Genomic DNA, 270 nt, shown 5'->3' on the forward strand with positions numbered 1-270 from the left:
GTACGGCGTGTACTCGGCGCGGTACGGCAACATCTACTTCGTGCGACAGCTCCTGCAGCTCGCGCAGGAAGCGCTCTCGGGCACCGTGCGCGAGGACATCGCCTGGCGCCGAGGCGATCGCTGGTTCGACGCGCTTCGACCGGCGGTCGAGCCCGAGGGCTTCGCCAGCGCTGCGCAGGTCGAGCGTCAGCGCGCCGAGCATGTCGCCGCAGTGCGATCGGTGCTCACGGACTCCGACGTCCTGGTCTTCACCTTGGGTCTCACCGAGGG

Annotated in this window: 1 protein-coding gene; it reads left to right on the forward strand. The window is 69.3% G+C overall.

The genetic code is table 11. From position 1 onward, the window contains the following. The coding region (locus R0J87_RS20670; protein WP_498888595.1) for a GSCFA domain-containing protein at positions 1-270 on the forward strand (270 nt) is incomplete at both ends.

The organism is Halomonas sp. SIMBA_159 (assembly GCF_046536035.1).
GTDB classification, from domain to species: Bacteria; Pseudomonadota; Gammaproteobacteria; order Pseudomonadales; family Halomonadaceae; genus Vreelandella; species Vreelandella venusta_A.